Source organism: Gilliamella sp. wkB178, assembly GCF_001690705.1.
GTDB lineage: Bacteria > Pseudomonadota > Gammaproteobacteria > Enterobacterales > Orbaceae > Gilliamella > Gilliamella apicola_K.
Genome location: NZ_LZGK01000014.1, coordinates 125,885 through 140,432, shown reverse-complemented (window position 1 = coordinate 140,432; position 14,548 = coordinate 125,885). Strand labels below are relative to the sequence as shown.

The 14,548-nt window shown below is 39.2% G+C and carries 29 protein-coding genes; 1 reads left to right on the top strand and 28 read right to left on the bottom strand.

What is annotated here, in order from left to right; translation table 11 throughout:
* Window positions 1-2 precede the first annotated feature (2 nt).
* Entirely contained in the window at window positions 3-206 is a 204-nt protein-coding gene (locus A9G13_RS08905; protein WP_065557261.1) for a SlyX family protein, read from the top strand.
* Between the two features lie 217 nt (window positions 207-423).
* Here A9G13_RS08905 and rplQ read toward each other — a convergent pair whose 3' ends face one another.
* From rplQ to rpsJ, 28 genes are all read right to left on the bottom strand, one after another.
* Window positions 424-810: a 50S ribosomal protein L17 gene (rplQ, locus tag A9G13_RS08900; protein WP_065557260.1), complete on the bottom strand. Its 387-nt coding sequence runs from the start codon at window positions 808-810 to the stop codon at window positions 424-426.
* Window positions 811-839: 29 nt separating this feature from the next.
* Window positions 840-1,829: a DNA-directed RNA polymerase subunit alpha gene (locus A9G13_RS08895; protein WP_065557259.1), complete on the bottom strand. Its 990-nt coding sequence runs from the start codon at window positions 1,827-1,829 to the stop codon at window positions 840-842.
* 25 nt (window positions 1,830-1,854) lie between these two features.
* A complete protein-coding gene (gene rpsD / locus A9G13_RS08890) occupies window positions 1,855-2,475 on the bottom strand; it encodes a 30S ribosomal protein S4 (RefSeq protein ID WP_065557258.1) in 621 nt (206 codons plus the stop codon).
* 43 nt (window positions 2,476-2,518) lie between these two features.
* Window positions 2,519-2,908, bottom strand: coding sequence for a 30S ribosomal protein S11 (rpsK, locus tag A9G13_RS08885; protein ID WP_034948028.1), 390 nt, complete (start codon window positions 2,906-2,908; stop codon window positions 2,519-2,521).
* Window positions 2,909-2,924: 16 nt separating this feature from the next.
* Window positions 2,925-3,281, bottom strand: coding sequence for a 30S ribosomal protein S13 (gene rpsM / locus A9G13_RS08880; protein ID WP_065557257.1), 357 nt, complete (start codon window positions 3,279-3,281; stop codon window positions 2,925-2,927).
* Between the two features lie 169 nt (window positions 3,282-3,450).
* The gene (gene rpmJ, locus A9G13_RS08875; protein ID WP_025314403.1) at window positions 3,451-3,564 is read right to left on the bottom strand and encodes a 50S ribosomal protein L36; all 114 of its coding nucleotides are present in this window, start codon (window positions 3,562-3,564) and stop codon (window positions 3,451-3,453) included.
* Window positions 3,565-3,590: 26 nt separating this feature from the next.
* Window positions 3,591-4,931, bottom strand: a complete 1,341-nt coding sequence (gene secY / locus A9G13_RS08870; RefSeq protein WP_065557256.1) for a preprotein translocase subunit SecY — start codon at window positions 4,929-4,931, stop codon at window positions 3,591-3,593.
* An 8-nt stretch (window positions 4,932-4,939) separates the two neighbouring features.
* Window positions 4,940-5,374, bottom strand: a complete 435-nt coding sequence (rplO, locus tag A9G13_RS08865) for a 50S ribosomal protein L15 (RefSeq protein WP_065557255.1) — start codon at window positions 5,372-5,374, stop codon at window positions 4,940-4,942.
* Window positions 5,375-5,379: 5 nt separating this feature from the next.
* Window positions 5,380-5,559, bottom strand: a complete 180-nt coding sequence (gene rpmD / locus A9G13_RS08860; protein WP_025314400.1) for a 50S ribosomal protein L30 — start codon at window positions 5,557-5,559, stop codon at window positions 5,380-5,382.
* Between the two features lie 6 nt (window positions 5,560-5,565).
* Window positions 5,566-6,066 (bottom strand): 30S ribosomal protein S5, encoded by a 501-nt coding sequence (rpsE, locus tag A9G13_RS08855; protein WP_065557254.1) that lies wholly within the window; start codon window positions 6,064-6,066, stop codon window positions 5,566-5,568.
* Window positions 6,067-6,080: 14 nt separating this feature from the next.
* Complete coding sequence (gene rplR / locus A9G13_RS08850) at window positions 6,081-6,434, bottom strand: 50S ribosomal protein L18 (protein ID WP_025314398.1); 354 nt, start codon at window positions 6,432-6,434, stop codon at window positions 6,081-6,083.
* 9 nt (window positions 6,435-6,443) lie between these two features.
* Window positions 6,444-6,977: a 50S ribosomal protein L6 gene (gene rplF, locus A9G13_RS08845; protein ID WP_065557253.1), complete on the bottom strand. Its 534-nt coding sequence runs from the start codon at window positions 6,975-6,977 to the stop codon at window positions 6,444-6,446.
* Between the two features lie 11 nt (window positions 6,978-6,988).
* Window positions 6,989-7,381: a 30S ribosomal protein S8 gene (gene rpsH / locus A9G13_RS08840; RefSeq protein WP_065557252.1), complete on the bottom strand. Its 393-nt coding sequence runs from the start codon at window positions 7,379-7,381 to the stop codon at window positions 6,989-6,991.
* A gap of 17 nt (window positions 7,382-7,398) precedes the next feature.
* Window positions 7,399-7,704, bottom strand: a complete 306-nt coding sequence (gene rpsN, locus A9G13_RS08835; RefSeq protein ID WP_025314395.1) for a 30S ribosomal protein S14 — start codon at window positions 7,702-7,704, stop codon at window positions 7,399-7,401.
* Window positions 7,705-7,715: 11 nt separating this feature from the next.
* Window positions 7,716-8,255 (bottom strand): 50S ribosomal protein L5, encoded by a 540-nt coding sequence (rplE, locus tag A9G13_RS08830; protein ID WP_065557251.1) that lies wholly within the window; start codon window positions 8,253-8,255, stop codon window positions 7,716-7,718.
* 17 nt (window positions 8,256-8,272) lie between these two features.
* A complete protein-coding gene (rplX, locus tag A9G13_RS08825) occupies window positions 8,273-8,587 on the bottom strand; it encodes a 50S ribosomal protein L24 (RefSeq protein ID WP_065557250.1) in 315 nt (104 codons plus the stop codon).
* Between the two features lie 10 nt (window positions 8,588-8,597).
* On the bottom strand, window positions 8,598-8,969 hold the full coding sequence (gene rplN, locus A9G13_RS08820) for a 50S ribosomal protein L14 (protein WP_025314392.1): 372 nt from the start codon (window positions 8,967-8,969) through the stop codon (window positions 8,598-8,600).
* A 195-nt stretch (window positions 8,970-9,164) separates the two neighbouring features.
* Entirely contained in the window at window positions 9,165-9,425 is a 261-nt protein-coding gene (rpsQ, locus tag A9G13_RS08815) for a 30S ribosomal protein S17 (protein WP_034911151.1), read from the bottom strand.
* A 1-nt stretch (window position 9,426) separates the two neighbouring features.
* Entirely contained in the window at window positions 9,427-9,618 is a 192-nt protein-coding gene (gene rpmC / locus A9G13_RS08810; protein WP_034902373.1) for a 50S ribosomal protein L29, read from the bottom strand.
* Window positions 9,619-10,029, bottom strand: a complete 411-nt coding sequence (gene rplP, locus A9G13_RS08805) for a 50S ribosomal protein L16 (protein WP_065557249.1) — start codon at window positions 10,027-10,029, stop codon at window positions 9,619-9,621.
* Window positions 10,030-10,041: 12 nt separating this feature from the next.
* Entirely contained in the window at window positions 10,042-10,779 is a 738-nt protein-coding gene (gene rpsC, locus A9G13_RS08800; RefSeq protein ID WP_065557248.1) for a 30S ribosomal protein S3, read from the bottom strand.
* A 14-nt stretch (window positions 10,780-10,793) separates the two neighbouring features.
* The gene (gene rplV / locus A9G13_RS08795) at window positions 10,794-11,126 is read right to left on the bottom strand and encodes a 50S ribosomal protein L22 (protein WP_034947997.1); all 333 of its coding nucleotides are present in this window, start codon (window positions 11,124-11,126) and stop codon (window positions 10,794-10,796) included.
* A gap of 13 nt (window positions 11,127-11,139) precedes the next feature.
* Window positions 11,140-11,418, bottom strand: a complete 279-nt coding sequence (rpsS, locus tag A9G13_RS08790; RefSeq protein ID WP_024496505.1) for a 30S ribosomal protein S19 — start codon at window positions 11,416-11,418, stop codon at window positions 11,140-11,142.
* Between the two features lie 19 nt (window positions 11,419-11,437).
* A complete protein-coding gene (rplB, locus tag A9G13_RS08785; RefSeq protein WP_065557247.1) occupies window positions 11,438-12,262 on the bottom strand; it encodes a 50S ribosomal protein L2 in 825 nt (274 codons plus the stop codon).
* Between the two features lie 18 nt (window positions 12,263-12,280).
* Window positions 12,281-12,583 (bottom strand): 50S ribosomal protein L23, encoded by a 303-nt coding sequence (gene rplW, locus A9G13_RS08780; protein WP_065557246.1) that lies wholly within the window; start codon window positions 12,581-12,583, stop codon window positions 12,281-12,283.
* On the bottom strand, window positions 12,580-13,182 hold the full coding sequence (gene rplD, locus A9G13_RS08775; protein ID WP_065557245.1) for a 50S ribosomal protein L4: 603 nt from the start codon (window positions 13,180-13,182) through the stop codon (window positions 12,580-12,582). Before rplD ends, rplW begins: the two co-directional genes overlap by 4 nt.
* A gap of 16 nt (window positions 13,183-13,198) precedes the next feature.
* A complete protein-coding gene (gene rplC / locus A9G13_RS08770) occupies window positions 13,199-13,825 on the bottom strand; it encodes a 50S ribosomal protein L3 (RefSeq protein WP_065557244.1) in 627 nt (208 codons plus the stop codon).
* Window positions 13,826-13,856: 31 nt separating this feature from the next.
* Window positions 13,857-14,168 (bottom strand): 30S ribosomal protein S10, encoded by a 312-nt coding sequence (gene rpsJ, locus A9G13_RS08765; protein ID WP_006120582.1) that lies wholly within the window; start codon window positions 14,166-14,168, stop codon window positions 13,857-13,859.
* Window positions 14,169-14,548: the final 380 nt, after the last annotated feature.

Sequence of the window (14,548 nt, the reverse complement as noted above, 5' to 3'; positions counted from 1 at the left end):
TTATGAAACAGCAGCTAGAACTTTTAGAAACTAAAATAGCCTTCCAAGAAATTACGATTGAAGAACTTAATCAAATGGTAACAAATCTACAAGTAGATGTATGTAAATTAAAAGAACAATTAATGTTGCTATCTCAAAAATTACAATCTATCCAACCATCTAATATTGCAAACTTAACTGAAGAAACCCCACCACCGCACTATTAAATTATTTTTCTATTAAGATCTAACGTCAAGCAAAACTAAACCATATTATTGATATATAAATGCAATTACTACTATTAGATTATTAAAGAAATTGAAACTAACAATTACTCTATTGACCATTATGACATTACTATGATTGTTTGAGCATACTAGTGTTAATCAATACAATAAAAAAACCGGCAATATATGCCGGTTTTAATAAACAATGATTTAATAATTATTCAGCTGCGGTTTCTGCTTCTACAGCAGGACGATCAACTAATTCAATATAAGCCATTGGAGCATTATCTCCGTCACGGAAACCACATTTTAAAATACGTACATAACCACCAGGACGGGTAGCAAAACGTGGTCCTAAATCAGAAAATAATTTTTTTACTGTATCTTTATCACGGATACGTGCAAAAGCCAAACGGCGATTAGCTACGCTATCGCTTTTGGCTAGCGTAATTAACGGTTCAACAACACGACGCAACTCTTTTGCTTTTGGCAATGTAGTTTTTATGATTTCATGTTCAACAAGTGAACTAGTCATGTTACGAAACATTGCTTGACGGTGGCTGCTATTTCGGTTCAGTTGACGACCACTTTTACGATGGCGCATAACTTTATCCTTCTTATATAAATTTTATTTTAGTCTTCAACAATACTTGCAGGTGGCCAGTTCTCAAGGCGCATGCCTAAAGATAAACCACGTGATGCGAGTACATCCTTAATTTCAGTAAGTGATTTTTTACCAAGATTAGGGGTTTTAAGTAACTCAACTTCAGTACGTTGGACTAAATCACCAATATAATGAACTGCTTCTGCTTTTAAGCAATTAGCAGACCGAACAGTTAATTCTAAATCATCTACTGGACGTAGAAGAATAGGATCAAATTCCGGTTTATCTTCTTTTACTTCTGGTTGACGTACATCACGTAAATCAACGAAAGCTTCAAGTTGTTCAGCCAAAATAGTAGATGCACGACGGATAGACTCTTCCGGATCGATAGTACCATTGGTTTCCATATCGATAACCAGCTTATCCAAATCTGTACGTTGTTCCACACGAGCCGCATCGACAGAATATGCGATACGCTCAACAGGACTATAGCATGCATCAACTAATAGACGACCGATTGGTCGATCTTCATCTTCTGACTTAACGCGAGCAGAAGCAGGGACATAACCACGTCCTCGTTGTACACGAATACGCATATTAATTGAAGCGTTTTCATCAGTAAGATGACAAATTACTAAATCAGGATTAACAATTTCTACATCGCCATCATGAGTAATATCAGATGCAGTTACTGCGCCAATCCCTGATTTATTTAAAGTCAGCATAACGTCATCTTTAGTATGTACACGCACAGCTAATTTTTTCAAATTAAGCAAAATATCTAGTACATCCTCTTGAACGCCTTCTTTAGTACTGTATTCATGCAGAACACCGTCAATTTCAACTTCAGTTACTGCATAACCAGGCATTGATGATAATAGAATGCGGCGTAGTGCATTACCTAAAGTATGACCAAAACCACGCTCTAGTGGCTCTAAAGTCACTTTAGCGTGAGTTTGACTGTATTGAACAACATCAACTAGGTGAGGTTTTAAAAACTCTGTTACAGAACCCTGCATTATGTCCTCTCTTAAGTGCTAAACTTTACTTAGAGTAAAGTTCGACGATCAAATGTTCGTTGATGTCAGCAGATAAATCTGAACGTTCTGGTAAGCGTTTAAAAACACCTTCCATTTTGCTAGCATCAACTTCTAACCATGTTGGTTTTTCACGTTGTTCAGCTAACTCTAAAGCGGCTTTAATACGTGCTTGTTTTTTTGATTTTTCGCGAACACTAATAACATCTTCAGGAGATACCTGATAAGATGCAATATTTACTACACGACCATTAACAAGAACGGCTTTATGACTAACTAATTGACGAGCTTCAGCGCGAGTAGCACCAAATCCCATACGATAAACAACGTTATCTAAGCGTCGTTCTAAAAGAGCAAGAAGGTTTTCACCTGTATTGCCTTTAATACGCGCTGCATTTTTATAGTAATTACGGAATTGACGTTCTAATATTCCATAAATACGTCTAACTTTTTGTTTCTCACGTAACTGGACACCATAATCGGATAAGCGCGGTTTACGCGCACCGTGTTGACCAGGAGCTTGTTCTAATTTACATTTACTATCAACCGCTCGGACACCAGACTTAAGGAATAAATCTGTACCCTCACGACGACTTAATTTGAGTTTTGGTCCCAAATATCTTGCCATTTTATTTCTCCAATAATCCTAAACAATCGCTGTTTAATTGAAATTAAACGCGACGTTTCTTTGGTGGACGACAACCGTTATGAGGAATCGGAGTAACATCAGTAATATTAGTGATGCGATAACCCGCTGCATTTAATGCGCGAATAGTTGACTCACGACCAGGACCAGGTCCTTTTACCATAACTTCTAAGTTCTTAATTCCGTAGTCTTTTACGGCCTCGGCACAACGTTCTGCAGCTACTTGAGCAGCAAAAGGAGTTGACTTACGAGAGCCGCGGAAACCAGAACCACCCGCGGTTGCCCAACCTAACGCATTACCTTGACGATCAGTAATGGTCACGATTGTATTGTTAAATGATGCATGAATATGAGCTACACCATCAGAAACTTGTTTTTTTACACGTTTACGTGTACGAACAGGTGTCTTTGCCATTTGTTTATCACCTCAATTATTTCTTGATTGGCTTACGCGGTCCCTTACGGGTACGAGCGTTAGTCTTAGTGCGTTGACCACGAACCGGAAGTCCACGACGGTGACGCATGCCACGATAACAACCAAGGTCTAATAAACGCTTGATACTCATAGTTACTTCACGACGTAAATCACCTTCTACAGTAAATTTAGCGACTTGTTCACGTAACTTTTCAATCTGATCTTCAGATAGTTCTCTGATCTTAACATGTTCAGGAACCCCGGCTTCAGCACAAATAGTCTTAGCACGAGTATTACCAATACCATAGATTGCTTGTAATGCAATCACTGCATGTTGTTGATCAGGAATGTTAATGCCTGCTATACGGGCCACTATGCACTCCTTTATTTTTAAAGTTTAGCAAATCCACTATACTGAAAAGCCCGTTTTCAGGATACTCAAACAGTGGATTTACAAATAAATTTAGGCTGGCTATTCTAGCCAGCTTTACTATACTTTGGCAAGTAAAATATACAAAAGTTCAACGTTATAGTTAAATTAATTAACCTTGACGTTGTTTATGTTTACCTTCAACGCAAATAACACGAACTATGCCATTACGTTTAATGATTTTACAATTTCTGCATAATTTCTTGACTGAAGCACGAACTTTCATTTTTTTCTCCGTAACTTCTTGCTTACTTATCGGCCATAGCCTTTAAGATTCGCTTTCTTTAACACTGACTCATAACGATTTGGCATCATTAAAGTCTGTACTTGTGCCATAAAATCCATGATTACCACAACCACAATTAATAATGAGGTTCCACCAAATTGAACTGGAACTTTCATTGCGCTTGTCATAAACATTGGTACCAAACATACAAAAGTAATATATATTGCGCCAACTAGTGTTAAACGAGTCATCACTTTATCTATATACTTAGATGTTTGTTCACCTGGACGGATACCTGGAATAAATGCGCCTGATTTTTTAAGTTGATCAGCTGTTTCTCTTGGATTGAAAACCAATGCCGTATAGAAGAAACAAAAGAAAATAATCGCTGCCGCAAAAAAGATTATGTATAACGGCTGATCATGTGAAAAGTATTGCCCAATGAGAACAATAATATATCTCCACCCTTCACCATCTCCTTGAAACCAAGAAGCCATCATTGATGGTAACATAACAATTGTTGAGGCAAATATTGCAGGTATAACACCTGCCATATTTATCTTTAATGGTAAATGTGTACTTTGTGCTGCATAAACACGACGACCTTGTTGTCTTTGTGCATAGTTAACTACGATACGTCGTTGACCACGTTCTACAAATACAACAAAGTAAGTTACACCAATTACTAATGCTGCAACAACTAATAATAAAATCGGATGCAATGAACCAGAACGAGCTTGTTCAATTGTTTCATATATTGCATGAGGAAGACCAGCTACAATACCAGCGAAGATAATGATAGAAATACCATTACCTACGCCTCGTTCAGTGATCTGTTCACCTAACCACATAAGAAACATAGTGCCAGTAACTAAGCTAACCGATGCGATAAAATAGAAAGAAAAACCTGGATTAATCACTACGTGACCATAACCTGGAATTTTTGGCAAACCTGTTGCAATCCCAACAGCCTGAACAACAGCTATGGCTAATGTACCATAACGGGTGTACTGACTGATTTTTTTACGACCTGATTCACCTTCTTTCTTCAATTCTGCTAATTTAGGGCTAATTGCTGTCAATAACTGCACAATAATTGATGAAGAAATATAAGGCATTATCCCTAATGCAAAAATTGAAGCACGGCTTAAAGCACCACCAGAGAACATATTGAACATACCCACAATCCCATTTGATGAAGCTTGTGTTAGTAAGTCCGATAACGCCTTAGTATCAATACCAGGAACGGGAATGTAAGAACCAAGACGGAAAACAATAAGCGCTAAAAGCACAAATATCAATCGTCTTTTAAGCTCACCGCTACCACCTCGTGTACTTTGGAAATCTAATCCTGGTTGCTTTGCCATCTTTCTAATTATTCCTCAATTTTTCCGCCAGCAGCTTCAATTGCAGCTTTAGCACCTTTAGTTACTCGAATTCCTCGGATCGTTACTGGTTTAGTCACTTCACCAGATAACATAATCTTTGCATATTCGATTTGTGAATTAATCACATTCGCAACTTTTAAGCTATTTAGATCAACAATATCACCTTCAACTTTCATAAGATCTGAAAGGCGAACTTGAGCTGTAACTAAAGCTTTACGAGAAGTAAAACCAAATTTAGGCAAACGACGGTATAAAGGCATTTGCCCACCTTCAAAGCCACGACGTACGCCGCCACCTGAACGAGATTTTTGACCTTTAACACCACGAGTACCAGTTTTACCTAATCCAGAACCGATACCTCGGCCTAGACGTTTAGGTGCATGCTTTGAACCTTCAGCAGGAGATAAAGTATTTAATCGCATTACTATTACTCCTCTACTTTAACCATGTAATAAACTTGGTTTACCATACCGCGGATTGCTGGAGTATCCTCGCGTTCAACAGTATGACCAATACGACGTAATCCTAGACCTACTAACGTTGCTTTATGCTTCGGTAGACGACCAATAGAACTACGAGTTTGTGTAATTTTAATTGTCTTTGCCATGGCTAATTACCCCAAAATTTCTTCGACGGTTTTACCACGCTTAGCAGCAACCATTTCTGGTGATTTCATATTTTCTAAGCCATCGATAGTTGCACGAACCACATTAATTGGGTTAGTAGAACCATAAGCTTTAGCTAGAACGTTACGAACTCCAGCAACTTCTAACACAGCACGCATAGCACCACCGGCAATAATACCTGTACCTTCTGATGCTGGTTGCATATAAACACGAGAACCCGTATGAGCACCTTTAACAGGATGCTGTAAAGTTTCATTATTTAAAGCAACGTTAATCATATTGCGACGTGCTTTTTCCATTGCTTTTTGGATTGCTGCTGGCACTTCACGTGCTTTACCATATCCAAAACCTACACGGCCATTACCGTCACCAACCACGGTTAGTGCAGAAAAACTAAAAATACGGCCACCTTTAACGGTTTTAGAAACACGGTTAACTGCGATTAATTTTTCCTGCAGTTCACCAGCTTGTTTTTCGATGTTTGACATCTTTAACTCCTACCTTAGAACTGTAGGCCAGCTTCGCGAGCAGCATCTGCTAGCGCCTGAACTCGACCATGATATTGGAAACCCGAACGATCAAATGAAACTTCTTTGATATCTTTCGCCAATGCGCGTTCTGCTATTGCTTTACCAACTGCGGCTGCTGCATCTTTGTTTCCGGTGTATTTTAAACTTTCACTGATAGCTTTTTCTAACGTAGAAGCCGCTGCCAGTACTTCTGATCCGTTTGGTGCGATAATCTGCGCATAAATATGACGCGGAGTACGGTGAACTACTAAACGAGTAGCAAGTAGTTCATGCATCTTGCGACGCGCTTTAGTTGCACGACGGATACGAGCTGATTTCTTATCCATAGTGTTACCTTACTTTTTCTTAGCTTCTTTAGTACGCACAACTTCATCTGCGTAACGAACACCTTTACCTTTATAAGGTTCAGGACGACGATAAGCACGGATATCTGCCGCAACTTGTCCAATTAACTGTTTATCAGCACTTTTCAGAACGATTTCAGTTTGGGATGGACACTCAGCGGTTACACCTTTAGGCAATTGATGTTCAATTGGATGTGAATATCCAAGTGATAAACCAATTGTTGAACCTTTAACTTGTGCTCGATAACCGACACCTACTAGCTGAAGTTTTTTAGTAAAACCTTCAGTAACACCAACCACCATTGCATTAATCAATGCACGTGCAGTACCTGCTTGCGCCCAAGCATCAGCATGACCATCACGAGGAGAAAATTTAATATTTTTTTCTTCTTGATTAATTACAACCGCATTATTAATAGAACGAGTTAACTCGCCATTTTTACCTTTAATCGTAATTACCTGACCATTGAGTTTTACCTCTACGCCAGCAGGAATAACGACATGTGCTTTTGCAACACGAGACATTCTTTTCCTCCTTACGCTACGTAGCAGATAATTTCACCACCAAGTCCTGCTTGGCGGGCTGCTCGATCAGTCATAACACCTTTAGAAGTAGAAATAACCGCGATACCCAATCCAGCCATTACCTTTGGCAATTCATCTTTACGTTTATAAATACGTAAACCTGGACGGCTAACACGTTTAATACTTTCTACTACTGCCTTACCTTGGAAATATTTTAAAGTAATTTCCAATTCTGGTTTAGTGTCACCAACAACTTTATAGTCCCCGATATAACCTTCTTCTTTCAGCACATTGGCGATTGCCACTTTTAGCTTAGAGGAAGGCATGGTGACTGCAACTTTATTCGCAGATTGACCGTTACGAATACGGGTCAACATATCTGCAATAGGATCTTGCATGCTCATCTATAACACTCCCCTGATTACCAACTTGCCTTTTTAAGACCAGGAATCTCACCACGCATGGCAGATTCACGAACCTTAATACGGCTTAAACCAAACTTACGAAGGACGCCATGAGGACGACCAGTTTGACGACAACGACGACGTTGACGTGATGGACTAGAATCACGAGGAAGCGTTTGCAATTTTAGCACTGCATTCCAACGATCTTCATCTGATGCATTAAGATCAGAGATAATCGCTTTTAATTCTTGACGCTTTGCAAAATATTTTTCTGCTAGCTTTACGCGTTTCTTATCGCGTTCAATCATTGATTGTTTAGCCATTATGCCCTACCTTACTTACGAAATGGGAAGTTAAAGGCAGATAATAAAGCTCGGCCTTCTTCATCTGATTGTGCAGAAGTAGTGATTGTAATATCTAAACCTCGAACACGATCAACTTTATCATAATCGATTTCAGGGAAAACGATTTGTTCCCGAACACCCATACTATAATTTCCACGACCATCAAAAGATTTTGTGCTTAAACCACGAAAATCTCGAGTTCGAGGAAGTGCTATATAAACTAGGCGTTCAAAAAACTCCCACATACGTTCGCCACGTAAAGTCACTTTACAACCAATAGGATACCCTTGACGGATTTTAAAACCAGCAACTGACTTGCGTGCTTTAGTGACTAGTGGTTTTTGACCACTGATTGCAGCTAAATCTGCAACCGCATTATCTAATAATTTTTTATCAGTAATTGCTTCACCCACACCCATATTCAAGGTGATCTTTTCGATCCGAGGGACTTGCATGACAGATTTGTAGCCAAACTGTTCTTGCAGTTTATTTACTACCTGTGCTTTGTAGTAATCATGCAGTTTCGCCATCGTACACTCCAAATTACTTAATTGATTAATTCATTAGTAGACTTATAAAAACGGACTTTTTTACCGTCTTCAAAACGAAAGCCTACACGATCTGCTTTGCCTGTATTAGGGTTAAAAATTGCTACATTAGAAACATTAATAGCCGCTTCTTTTTCAACAATTCCACCATCTTGATTTAATGCAGGTACTGGTTTTTGGTGTTTTTTCACCAAATTAATACCTTCAACAATCACTTTACCAGTAGACAAAACACTTTTTACTTTACCGCGTTTACCTTTATCTTTACCAGTTAACACGATAACTTCATCTTCTCGACGGATCTTCGCTGCCATTACCCGCTCCTTACAGTACTTCTGGTGCTAATGAAATGATCTTCATAAACTTCTCAGAACGAAGTTCACGAGTGACCGGTCCAAAAATACGCGTACCAATCGGTTGCTCACTGTTATTATTTAAAATAACACAAGCATTACGATCGAAACGAATGACAGATCCATCAGGACGACGAACACCTTTTCGAGTCCGCACCACAACAGCTTTAAGTACATCACCTTTTTTTACTTTACCACGTGGGATTGCTTCTTTAATGGTAACTTTGATGATATCACCTACTGCTGCATAACGACGATGCGATCCACCGAGAACCTTGATACACATTACGCTACGTGCGCCAGAGTTATCAGCAACATCGAGCCTAGTCTGTTCTTGGATCATTTTAATGCTCCGTATAAATAAATTATTGTCTAATCTACCTTCATCCACCTCAACTACCATGGATAAGAATAGACAACCAAAACCCACTTACGTGAGGGCGCATAGTATAACACCACTCAAATAAAATGGATAGCATAAAATAAACGGCTAAATTAAGCCGTTTATGATTTTATGTACAGTTTTTAATCAAACTGATTAGATAACTGCCTTTTCAACGATGCGAACAAGAGTCCAAGATTTGGTTTTTGACAATGGACGACACTCTTTAATTTCAACAGTATCACCAATACCACACTCATTGTTTTCATCATGTACATGCAATTTAGTCGTACGTTTAATGAACTTACCATATAACGGATGCTTCACTTTACGTTCAATAGCAACTGTAATAGATTTATCCATTTTGTCACTAATAACACGACCTTGCTGAGTACGAATTTTTACTTCAGTAGTCATATTACGCACCCGCCTTTTCAGTTAATAATGTTTTAACTCGTGCTATATTACGGCGCACTTGTTTCAACATATGAGTTTGTGTTAACTGTCCTCCAGCTAATTGCATACGTAAGTTAAATTGCTCACGTAATAAATTAAGAAGTTCAGTATTTAACTCTTCAACGCTTTTTTCGCGTAGCTCTTTTGCTTTCATTTACATCACCGTCTTAATCACAAAGGTGGTTTTAATTGGCAGTTTTGCAGCTGCCAACGCAAATGCTTCACGAGCAACTTCTTCCGGTACACCGTCCATTTCATAAAGGACTTTACCTGGTTGAATCTGTGCAACCCAGTATTCAACGTTACCCTTACCTTTACCCATACGCACTTCAAGTGGTTTTTCAGTAATTGGTTTATCAGGGAAAACTCGAATCCAGATTTTACCTTGACGCTTAACTGCACGAGTCATTGCACGACGTGCTGCTTCGATCTGGCGCGCAGTCAAACGACCGCGACCAACAGCCTTAAGACCGAATGTACCGAAACTAACATCAGTACTTACAGCAAGACCACGATTGCGGCCCTTGTGCATTTTACGGAATTTTGTACGCTTTGGTTGTAACATCAGCGACGCTCCTTATTGTTTTCGGCCTTTGCGCTGCTTTTTAGGTTGAGCAGCAGGTTGTTTTTCTGCTTGTTCAACGGCAGCCATACCACCAAGGATCTCACCTTTGAAGATCCACACTTTTACACCAATAATACCGTAGGTAGTTAACGCTTCAGATAATCCATAGTCGATATCAGCACGTAATGTATGTAAAGGAACACGACCTTCACGATACCATTCGCTACGGGCAATTTCTGCACCGCCTAAACGACCACTTACTTCCACTTTAATACCTTTAGCACCCGCTTTCATTGCGTTTTGAACCGCACGTTTCATTGCACGACGGAACATAACACGGCGTTCTAATTGAGAAGTAATGCTATCAGCAACTAATTTTGCATCAAGTTCAGGTTTACGAACTTCAGCAATATTAATTTGTACTGCAACATCACGTTTCTCTCTTTTGTCTTTGTATTTATTGACAATAGAAGCTACGGCATTACGTAATTTTTCAACATCTTCGCCTTTTTTACCAATCACAATGCCTGGACGAGCAGTATGAATAGTAATGCGAACGTTAGTTTCTGCTGAACGATCGATCACAATCTTAGAGATTGACGCTTGTGCTAATTCTTTATTTAAGAATTGACGCACTCTAAAATCACTTTCTAAATTATCAGCGAATGTCTTTGTACCCGAATACCATGTAGATGTCCAAGGTTTGACAATACCTAATCGGATACCATTTGGATTTACTTTTTGACCCATTGCTATTCTCCAGACTAGCGATCTGAGACGATCACGGTAATGTGACTCGTACGCTTCAAAATTCGATCTGCACGACCTTTTGCACGAGGCATAATTCGCTTCATGGTTGGGCCTTCGTCAACGAAAATTTTCGCAACTTTTAGATCATCAATATCAGCACCATCGTTATGCTCTGCGTTAGCAATAGCAGACTCTAATACTTTTTTAACCAGTACAGCCGCTTTTTTATTGGTGTACGTTAAAATATCTAGTGCCTGTGACACATTCTTACCGCGAACAAGATCTGCTACTAAGCGAACTTTCTGTGCAGAAGAACGAGCGTGGCGATATTTTGCAATTGTTTCCATCTCTTTCTCCTACTTATTTCTTCTTAGCTTTCTTATCAGCCGCATGGCCGCGATAAGTCCGAGTCGGCGCGAATTCACCCAATTTATGTCCAACCATTTCGTCGGATACATAAACTGGAACGTGCTGACGACCATTATGGACAGCGATGGTCAAACCGATCATGTTAGGAAAGATCGTTGAACGACGGGACCAAGTACGAATTGGTTTCTTGTCCCCGCTTTCCACCGCTTTCTCTACCTTCTTCAGCAAGTGTAGGTCAATAAAAGGACCCTTCTTGAGAGAACGTGGCATAGCTAATCCTCTATATTAATTATTTCTTATTGCGACGGCGAACAATATACTTATCAGTACGTTTGTTGCTACGCGTTTTCAATCCTTTGGTTTTTTGACCCCATGGAGACACAGGATGTTTACCAAAGTTACGACCTTCACCACCACCATGTGGATGGTCTACCGGGTTCATTGCTGTACCACGAACAGTAGGACGAATACCACGCCAACGCGTTGCACCCGCTTTACCTAACACGCGAAGCATATGTTCTGAATTACCAACTTCACCAATAGTGGCACGGCAATCTGATAATACTTTACGCATTTCACCTGAACGCAAACGCAATGTTACATACGCACCATCACGCGCAACGATTTGCACATAACTACCAGCAGAGCGAGCAAGTTGACCGCCTTTACCTGGTTTCATTTCAATATTATGTACGGTAGAACCGACTGGAATATTACGCATAGGTAAACAGTTACCTGTTTTTATTGATGCATCAATACCAGATTGGATCTGATCACCTGCTTTTAAGCCTTTAGGCGCTAAAATATAACGACGTTCACCGTCTTTATATAAAACCAATGCAATATTTGCACTACGGTTTGGATCATATTCCAAACGTTCAACAACTGCTGGAATACCATCTTTATTACGCTTAAAGTCGACAATACGATAATGTTGTTTATGACCACCACCAATATGACGGGTAGTGATTCGACCATTATTATTGCGACCACCAGTTTTGCTTTTTGAATCAAGCAACGGTGCATAAGGCTTACCTTTATGCAACTCTGGGTTAACCACTTTAACAACGTGGCGACGACCCGGAGATGTAGGTTTACACTTAACAACTGCCATTGTTCTTACTCCTCCGAATTACTCAGCGACGCCAGCAAGGTCTAAGTTTTGACCTTCAGCTAAAGTAACGTAAGCTTTTTTCCAGTCGCTACGGCGACCAATTTGTTGACCACGACGTTTAACTTTACCTTTAATAATAAGAGTATTAACGTCATCTACTTTAACTTCAAATAGCTGTTCAACTGCGGCTTTAATCTCTTTCTTAGTAGCATCTTTAGCAACTTTCAATACTAATGTATTTGTTTTTTCCATTGAAATAGATGCTTTTTCAGAAACATGTGGTGCTCGCAGGACTTTAAGCAGACGCTCTTCACGAATCATGCTAATCTCTCCTCTACTTGTTTAACAGCATCAACAGTGATAAGCACTTTGTCAAATGCAATCAAACTAACTGGATCAATACCTGCTACATCACGCACATCGACTTTATATAAGTTTCTTGCTGCTAAGAAAAGATTTTCATCAACATCAGAAGTAATAATAAGAACATCATTAAGATTCATCTCATTTAATTTCTGAGTTAATAATTTAGTCTTAGGTGCTTCAACAGTAAAATTTTCAACCACAATTAAACGTTCTTGACGCACTAATTCAGAGAAGATACTCTTTAATGCACCACGATACATTTTACGGTTAACTTTTTGGCTATGATCTTGTGGTTTTGCTGCAAATGTTACACCACCACTACGCCAAATTGGGCTCTTAATAGAACCTGATCGAGCGCGACCTGTACCTTTTTGACGCCATGGTTTTTTACCTGAACCAGCGATTTCTGCACGAGTTTTTTGTGCACGAGTACCTTGACGAGCTGCAGCTGCATAAGCAACAACTACTTGGTGAACTAGCGCTTCATTAAACTCACGTCCGAAGGTAGTTTCGGAAACAGAAAGCGCTTGCGCGTCTTTTACTACTAATTCCATCTCTATCTCCTCGACGTTAAGCCTTGATTGCCGGTTTAACAATTACGTCACTATTGATTGCACCTGGAACTGCACCTTTAATTAATAAAAGATTACGTTCTGCATCAACACGTACAATATCTAAGTTTTGAACGGTTACACGTTCATTACCTAGGTGACCAGCCATTTTACGACCTTTGAACACTTTACCTGGAGTCTGATTTTGACCAATAGAACCATGACCACGGTGTGCCAAAGAGTTACCATGTGTTGCATCTTGAGTACGGAAGTTCCAACGTTTAGTTACGCCAGCAAAACCTTTACCCTTAGATGTTCCAGTAACATCAACTTTTTTAACGTCAGTAAAAATATCAACGTTAATGCTTTGACCTACAGTAAATTCACCATTTTCAAAACGGAATTCCCATAGACCACGACCAGCTTCAACGCCAGCCTTAGCGAAATGACCTGCTTCAGGTTTGTTTACACGGTTTGCTTTTTTGCTACCAGTAGTAACCTGAATTGCTTGATAACCATCATTCTCAAGAGTTTTAACTTGAGTAACACGGTTGCTTTGAACTTCAACTACGGTGACAGGAATAGAAACACCTTCTTCGGTGAAAATTCGTGTCATTCCCACTTTACGACCGATTAAACCAATCATTGTTTAAACCTCTCAATCATTCAGCCTAGGACTAACCTAAACTGATCTGCACATCAACACCGGCAGCAAGATCTAGACGCATTAAAGCATCAACTGTTTTTTCAGTTGGTTCAACAATATCAACTAGACGTTTATGAGTGCGAATCTCATACTGATCACGCGCATCTTTATTAACATGCGGAGAAATCAATACGGTGAAACGCTCTTTGCGTGTCGGTAATGGAATAGGACCACGAACCTGCGCACCAGTGCGCTTCGCAGTTTCTACAATTTCAGCAGTTGATTGATCAATCAAACGATGATCAAACGCTTTTAACCGAATACGGATTCTTTGGTTCGACATGAGACCAGAGCTCCACTATTTAAAAGTTATAACAAAAGACTACTCCTCTTATCCTGTTTCGATTGACAGGAGAGTGTAATCCGTTCTTTTTCGTAACCCCCAAATCGGGAGTATTGTTGATATAATTCAATATATTTAACTATTGCTTATATCTTCGTACGCATTTACTTAAGGAAGACCAATAAGCAAAGTGCGGTTAATTATACGTAAATTATTAGTTTTTGCAAGGAGTAATTAAATAATTACAATGATACTAAAAATTTTTTGGATATATACTCTTATATAATAAATATTGATTCATTTATATATGATCATTATACAGTAATTATCAATAAAGCTATTGGTTTCACCATTAGCTTTATTGATAATGTTCAACGTTT